Annotated in this window: 7 protein-coding genes; 2 read left to right on the top strand and 5 right to left on the bottom strand. The window is 72.3% G+C overall.

Features of this window, described 5'->3' with window-relative positions; genetic code table 11:
- Positions 1-910: DUF4139 domain-containing protein (locus PV721_RS39100; protein WP_319732978.1), on the bottom strand; the 910-nt coding region annotated here is incomplete at its 3' end.
- A gap of 156 nt (positions 911-1,066) precedes the next feature.
- Positions 1,067-1,717 carry a TetR/AcrR family transcriptional regulator C-terminal domain-containing protein gene (locus PV721_RS39095; protein WP_319732975.1) on the bottom strand — a complete coding sequence of 217 codons (651 nt, stop codon included), beginning with the start codon at positions 1,715-1,717 and terminating at the stop codon, positions 1,067-1,069.
- 70 nt (positions 1,718-1,787) lie between these two features.
- Between PV721_RS39095 and PV721_RS39090 the strand changes: the two genes are divergently transcribed.
- Entirely contained in the window at positions 1,788-3,239 is a 1,452-nt protein-coding gene (locus tag PV721_RS39090) for an FAD-dependent oxidoreductase (protein WP_319732974.1), read from the top strand.
- Positions 3,240-3,341: 102 nt separating this feature from the next.
- Here PV721_RS39090 and PV721_RS39085 read toward each other — a convergent pair whose 3' ends face one another.
- Positions 3,342-3,551, bottom strand: a complete 210-nt coding sequence (locus PV721_RS39085; protein WP_319732972.1) for a hypothetical protein — start codon at positions 3,549-3,551, stop codon at positions 3,342-3,344.
- A gap of 291 nt (positions 3,552-3,842) precedes the next feature.
- Between PV721_RS39085 and PV721_RS39080 the strand changes: the two genes are divergently transcribed.
- Positions 3,843-5,042, top strand: coding sequence for a S8 family peptidase (locus PV721_RS39080; protein ID WP_319732970.1), 1,200 nt, complete (start codon positions 3,843-3,845; stop codon positions 5,040-5,042).
- 78 nt (positions 5,043-5,120) lie between these two features.
- On the opposite strand, the gene PV721_RS39075 is transcribed toward PV721_RS39080, so the two are convergent.
- Together PV721_RS39075 and PV721_RS39070 are read right to left on the bottom strand one after the other, a co-directional pair.
- Entirely contained in the window at positions 5,121-6,221 is a 1,101-nt protein-coding gene (locus PV721_RS39075; protein WP_319732968.1) for a PI-PLC domain-containing protein, read from the bottom strand.
- A 133-nt stretch (positions 6,222-6,354) separates the two neighbouring features.
- Complete coding sequence (locus tag PV721_RS39070) at positions 6,355-7,068, bottom strand: sigma-70 family RNA polymerase sigma factor (RefSeq protein ID WP_319732976.1); 714 nt, start codon at positions 7,066-7,068, stop codon at positions 6,355-6,357.
- Between the last annotated feature and the right edge of the window lie 35 nt (positions 7,069-7,103).

The raw sequence follows: 7,103 nt of genomic DNA, 5'->3' as shown, positions 1-7,103 counted from the left end.
CCTCGTACCCGGCGAACAGGCCGGCGAGCCCCGCGGGAGGCTCGCGCCAGCCGGAGGGCGCGGGGGCGGGCTGACGGCGTCCGATCCGGATCGAGCGCAGCTTCGGCAGGTCGGTGCGGCGCCGCAGATCGGCGGTGGCCAGGGCGATGCGCACGCCGGTCCAGTCCTCGCCGGTCCGCTGGGCGACCGAGGCGCGCAGCACCAGGTGGCCGCTGTCGTCGCCCTGACGGTGAGTGAGCCGGTAGGTCGGCACCCAGACGGCGCCCGGCACCCCGTACTCCAGCTCCAGTTCCACCTCGTCCTCACCGGCGCCGTCGAGGGTCAGGACCGCGCAGACCGTGCTCTCCACGTGCACCGACGGTGCGTCGGTGGAGGCGCGGGCGAGCCGGTCGGCGGCGACGGTGAGCCCGTGCTCGGCCCCGCGCACTGCGTCCTCCAGCTCGACGAGGCGGGCGTGCAGTCCGGTCAGCCGCTCGTCGACGAAGTCGGCCAGCTCGAGCCACGCGTCGACCGGGGTGCGGCGGTGCGGGTCGTCGCGCTTGCGGGGAGGCGGCACCGGGTGAAGGGCCCTGACCTCCTCGATCAGGCTGAGCTGTCGGTCACGGCGGGCCCGCGCCGCCGCGTACGCCTCGCCCAGCCGCTCGACCTCGCGCCGCAGCCCGTCCGGCGCGCCCGCGCCGAGCGGTTCGGTCTCGACCTCCACCCGGGCCTCGGTGACGCGCACCCCGGGAGCGCCGAGGACACGCGCGCGCAGCGAGCCAGGATCCAGCGAGCGGGGCAGTCCCGTCACCCGTACCCGGCCGTCGGGCGGCACGCTGCCCCGGGCCAGGCGGCGGCAGAGCGCGCCCTGTGCGTACACCACGACCGAATCGAGGGTCGCCCCCCAGGTCCGTGCCGTCTCCGCCGTCATGTGTTCCGCCCCCCGCCGCTCCATGGGGCGAAGCCTACGCCGGACCCCGTGGGAGCGTGGCGCCGCGGCGATGTGGATCCGTCCGTACGACGAGCCGACGGGCGCGTGAGCGCCGGGACGGCCCGGTGTGCGGGCGGCGCTGCCCCTGACGAGCGCTCAAGCGATGCCGTAGCGCGCCTCGATGCCCGCGACGAGCAGGCGCAGGCTCTCCTCGAACCCCGTGCCGAAGTCCTGGAAGAGTTCGACTCCGGCGGCGGCCGCCAGGGGGAAGTCCGTCATGCGCGTGGCGCGTTCGTCGACGTCGTAACCGTCGCGACGGTCACCCGGCAGGGGTTCGACCCCCTGTTCCTCGGTGACGAAGCCCAGGGTGAAGTAGTAGGCCGTGGTGAGGGCGCGTACGGCCTGGGCGGGCTCGAAGCCCGCTTCGCCGAAGGCGCGAAGGTTCTCCTCCAGCTGGACCGCGTGCTCGGTGCCGGTGAAGCGGGAGCCGCTGTAGACCTTGGCGCCGTCGCGGTAGCCGAGCAGGGCGGTCCGCAGGCCCTGGTTGAAGGCCATCAGCCGGTCCTGCCACGTGGCCCCGGGGGCGATCCGCTGCCCGGCGACCATCCGCCGGTACATCTCGGTCGCCATCTCGTCGAGGAGTTCCTGCTTGTTCTTGAAGTGCCAGTAGAGGGCCGGCGCCTGGACGTCCAGCTCCTTGGCGATCGCGCGCAGGGTCAGTCCGTCGAGGCCCACCTCGTTCAGCAGCCGCAGCGCGGTGTCGACGGCCTGCTTCTTGTCCAGCTTGGGGGGTTTCCGGGTTGCCACGGTTGACAGCTTAACACCGTTAAATGCATGCTGTGGAGGCGCAGTACTTAACATCGTTAAGGAGAATGTCGTGAACACGCATGCCACCGACCACCACACCGACGTGCTCATCGTCGGAGCCGGCCCCACCGGGCTCGCGCTCGCCATCGACCTCGCCCGGCGCGGAGTCGCCGCCCTCGTCGTCGAGCGGTCCGGATCCCTCTTCCCGGGATCGCGCGGCAAGGGGCTGCAGCCCCGCACGCTGGAGGTCCTCGACGACCTCGGCGTGCACGACGCGATCCGGGCGGCCGGAGGCTCGTACCCGGTCGGGGTGATCTGGGAGGACGGCGTCCCCACCGGCGAGCACCGGATGTTCGACGCGGCGGTACCGGACGAGGGCGCCCCCTATGCCGAGCCCTGGATGGTGCCGCAATGGCGTACGCAGGAGATCCTCGCCGCGCGGCTCGCGGAGCTGGGCGGCGACATCGCCTTCGGCCGCGAGCTGGCCGGCATCGAGCAGGACGCGGAGGGGGTGACGGCCGCCTTCGTCTCCGGGCCGCCCGTCCGCGCACGGTACGCCGTGGCGGCGGACGGCGGCCGGTCCACCGTGCGGCGGGCCCTGGGCATCGGCATGACCGGCGAGACGGTCGACCCGAACCCGATGCTGGTCGCGGACGTTCGGATCGAGGGCCTCGACCGCGACCACATGCACGTCTTCCCGCCGGCCGGGGGCGGGGGCTATCTCGCGATCTGGCCCCTGGCCGCGACCGAGGAGTTCCAGGTGGTGGCCCAGTTCCCGGAGGGCACCGAGCCGGACCTCTCGCTCGACGGGATCCGCAAGGTGATCGGTGCCCGCTCGCACCTCGCGCCCGAGGACGTGAAGGAGGTGCGCTGGGCCTCGGACTTCCGGCCGCGGGCCGCGATGGCCGACCGGTTCCGGGACGGCCGGATCTTCCTCGCCGGCGACAGTGCGCACGTGCACTCGCCCGCCGGCGGGCAGGGCCTCAACACCAGCGTGCAGGACGCGTACAACCTGGGCTGGAAGCTGGCCGCCGTGCTGCGCGAGGGAGCCCGCGCGACGCTGCTCGACTCCTACGAGGAGGAGCGGCTGCCGGTAGCCGCCGAGATGCTCGGCCTGTCCACCCGCATCCACCGCGGCGAGGTCCGGCGCGGCGAAGCCACCCGGCAGCTCGGCATCGGCTACCGGGACTCGGCCCTCGCGGTCGAGACCCGCGACGGCTTGGCCGACCAAGCCCTCCGGGCGGGTGACCGCGCACCGGACGGGGTGCGCGGCGGCCTCCGGCTCTTCGACGCGTTCCAGGGCACGCACTGGACTCTGCTGGCCGTCGGCTCCGGCTCCGAGCCGGCGGACCTGCCCGACCTGTCCGGACGTCCCGGGCTCGCGGTCGTCCGTACCGTCCGCATCCCCTCGTACGAGGCCTACGGGGACGGGCTGTTCCTGATCCGCCCGGACGGCTACGTCGGCTGGGCCGGGGCGACCGGGGACGGCCTGACCGCGTACGCGGCCGGGATCGCCGCGTAGGCGAGCTGCCCGCCCCATCACCCGGCGTCATCGTGACCCACCACCCGGCGTCATCGCCGGGCCATCGGCCGGCTCACCGGCGAGGGAGCGGGAGGGCCCGCATCAGCGGTCGTCGCGCATGTCGTCCAGGTCCCCCTCACTCAGGTCGTGCATCACGTCACGCAGCGTCGCGTCCTCGCGGCCGCGCTCGTGCGCGATCTCGTCGGGACTGCGCGGCCGGCCGCCCGTCTTCAGCTGGTCCGGCTCCGGCGACCGCCCGCGGATCTGCTCTTCGCGGCCCTTGTCCGGCATCCGGCGCTTGTCTCCACCCATGACGGTTCACGCTCCTCACGGGATTTCCCGGTAACGGACACCTAACCCGTCAGGCCCCCGCCAAACACGCGGACCACGCCGCCTCCCGCCATCGAAACGATCATGTGTCCATTCCGTGCAGGAGTTCCCAAGGACATGTGTGCGAGATGGAGGCGGTGCGGAGAGCCCATTAAGAAACCTTGTTGAAGAAGCCCTTACCCCTGGTTCGCTCTTGATTTGCTCCTGTCAATCGGAACAGGGTTCTCCAAAAGGTTTGACGCCCCACACGTCAACACGAGGAGAACCCTCTACATGGCAACTCACAAGCGATCCAAAGCCCTTCGCAACGCGGCCATAGCCGCGAGTGCCGCAACTGCGGCCGCTGCGGCCCTGTTTGCGAGCCCCCTCGCCGGGGCGGCCACACCGGCCGAAGGGACTGTGCACGGACTCGGCGTAGCGGACGCCGTGGACGGCAGCTTCGTCGTCATCCTCGACGCATCCGCGAACAAGGAGGACTTGGCGAAGAAGTACGGCGGCAAGCTGGAGCGCTCCTACGGCTCCCAGGTCAACGGCTTCTCGGCATCCGGAATGACGGTCAAGGAGGCGAAGCGGCTGGCCGCGGACCCGGCCGTCGGCACGGTCGTACAGAACAAGCGCTTCCGCATCAACGAGACGCAGGAGAAGCCCCCGTCCTGGGGCCTGGACCGGATCGACCAGGCGGCCACGGCCGGCGACCAGAAGTACACGTACCCGGACGGCGGCGGCGAGGGGGTGACGGCGTACGTCATCGACACGGGCGTCAGGATTTCGCACAAGGACTTCGGCGGCCGGGCCGCCCACGGGTTCGACGCGATCGACAACGACGACACCGCTGACGACGGCAACGGCCACGGGACCCATGTGGCGGGCACCATCGCCGGCACCTCCCACGGCGTCGCCAAGAAGGCCAAGGTCGTCGCGGTGAGGGTGCTGGACGACAACGGGTCCGGCACCACCGAGCAGGTCGTGGCGGGCATCGACTGGGTGACGAAGAACCACTCCGGGCCGTCGGTGGCCAACATGAGCCTCGGCGGCGGCGCCGACGAGGCGCTGGACGCGGCCGTCAAGCGGGCCGTCGCCTCCGGCGTGACCTTCTCGGTGGCGGCCGGAAACGAGTCCTCCGACGCCGGCCAGGGCTCGCCCTCCCGGGTGCCCGAGGCCCTCACGGTCGCATCCAGCACCGAGGGTGACCAGCAGTCCGACTTCTCGAACTTCGGCTCGGTGGTGGACCTGTACGCCCCCGGCTCGGAGATCACGTCGGCCTGGAAGGACAGCGACACCGCCGTCAAGACGATCTCCGGAACGTCGATGGCCGCTCCGCACGTGGCGGGCGCCGCGGCGCTCTACCTGGCGGCCCACCCGTCGGCGACGCCCGCCGACACGGCTGCCGCGCTGACCGGAGCCGCGACGAAGGGTGCGATCAAGAACCCGTCCTCCGGCACCGCGAACAATCTGCTGAAGGTAACGCCGTAGTGCGGTAGTGAAGTAGCGCAGGGACCGGGAGCGGCCCTCCACGTCGTGGAGGGCCGCTTCGGCGTGCGGGGGTACGTCTCAGCGGACCGAGTTGAGCTCCGCGACGATCGAAGCGGGGGTGTGGCCGCTTCCGTCCGACACGCGGTGGAAGTCGACGGAGACGAAGTTCGGATCACGGCCGCCGGTGGCCGTCCGGCACTGCCCGGCGATGCGGTTCCTCAGCTTGCTGCCGTTGTCCAGGGCCGCCGTCATGACGGTGGGCACGTTGCGGTGGTGGCTCATGGTGAACAGGCGCCGGAATCCCGGCTCCTGACGGTCCAGCGGAAGGTCGGCCCAGCGGCTGACGCAGGCGAGGTCGTTGCCCAGGTCACCGAGGCTCCAGTAGTTGCTCACCGTCCAGGACTTGTCGTACATGACGCCCAGATGCTCGCGGTCGGACCGGTCGGAGAAGATCAGCAGCCGCTTGCCGGCGGTGACGAGGTCCGCCACCTTCGGCCATCCGTGTTGGCGCACGCCCCACTCGTCGGGCCGGAACACCATGTCGGGCAGCCCCCTGACCCTGCCCAGCGACTGCTGCAGCTGCTCGGCACTGACGTAGTCCTCGAGGAAGACGGTCACGACCTCCTGCGGATGGGCGGCGAGGAAGTCCACCACGGTCTGCATCGTGCCGTGGAAGGACTGCCGGGGAAGGGCGTACGTGGCGCCGGCGAAGGTCTTGCAGTCGCCGTGGCACAGGTAGACGTCGCTCGGGTAGCAGTCGCTGCCGAAGCTGATGACGCACAGCCAGGTGCTGCGCTCGTACCAGTGCGTGTCCAGGCTCAGGCCGCGGACCCCGTTGTCGAGCTGGGCACGTACCGACTCGGCCTGGTTCACCGAACTCCAGCGGGAGTCCTCGTAGTTGGTGAACGCATTGTGGGTGGTCAGGAAGGCGGCCTCGTCGAGGCGCCGGTCGCCCCAGCGGGCGGCCGCGGCGCCGGCCGCGTCGCTCGTGCCCGTCGGCACGGTGACGGCGGAGGGGGAGGCGGAAGGGCGCGGGCCCGGGGGCGAGGCGGCCGCGGCGGTCGCGGCGGTCGCGGTGCCGAGCAGGGCCAGGAGGAGGAGGCCGACGAAGGCGTGCCGGCCGGTACGCCGGCGACGGCGCCCGCGCACCCAGGTTTTTAACATGCCCATGTCAATCATGCGGTGGAGGGTAGCGCGCCCGCCGTCGATTGCGGAGCCCTCGTACGCCGCCTTCGGCGCGGGGCCGCCGATCCCCGCGGGGGCCACGGGAGGGCTGCGGAGACGCCGAGCCCTCCCGTGTGCCCCTGACGGATCAGGCGGGTGACGGGGCGAGCGCGCCCTTCCGCGCGGCCGGCGCGGCCGGCGACGCCGACGCGGCGAACCGGGGTGCCCGGTCCCCGAGCGGGTGCTCCCGGGCGGGTGCGGACGGCGTGGTGTCCGTCAGCAGTTCGATGAGGGAGGTGCGGGCGCGGGCCACGCGGGAGCGGACGGTGCCGATGGGGCAGCCGATGGCCTCGGCCGCATCGGCGTACGGCAGGCCCAGGAGCTGGGTGAGGACGAAGGCGTCCCGGCGTTCGGACGGGATCGCGGCCAGGAGTTCGGCGAGCGCGACGCCCTCGTCGAAGCCGGGGACGTCGCACGGCTGGGTCTGCTCCGCGGCGGTCTGCCAGTCGTGGCGGTCCGAGAGCCGGGGCCGGGCCGCGGCGTGGCGGAGGCTGTCGACGACGGTGCGGCGGGCGATGGACAGCAGCCAGGTGCGCGCCGAGGAGCGGCCTTCGAAACGGGGGAGGGCGGCGAGGGCCCGGAGGAACACGTCCTGGGTGAGGTCGTCGGCGGCCTGGGTGTCGGCGCTGAGGTAGGCGACGTAGCGCCAGACGTCGCGGTGCAGCGCACGGACGAAGCGGTCGGCCTTCGCGGGGTCGCCGTCGCGGGCGTCCAGGGCCAGACGGGTCACCGCCGCGTCGGCGGTGTGCCGGTCCGGCTGTTCGCCGGCGGGACGGTGCTGGGTGGGCAGGGCAGGAGTCATCGCCACAGGTCCTTCGGGGAAGGGGTGTCCGGCGC

The sequence above is a fragment of the Streptomyces sp. MB09-01 genome, from assembly GCF_033794505.1.
Lineage (GTDB): Bacteria > Actinomycetota > Actinomycetes > Streptomycetales > Streptomycetaceae > Streptomyces.
The sequence above is the reverse complement of the archived record's forward strand: the minus strand, read 5'-3'. Positions and strand labels throughout refer to the sequence as shown.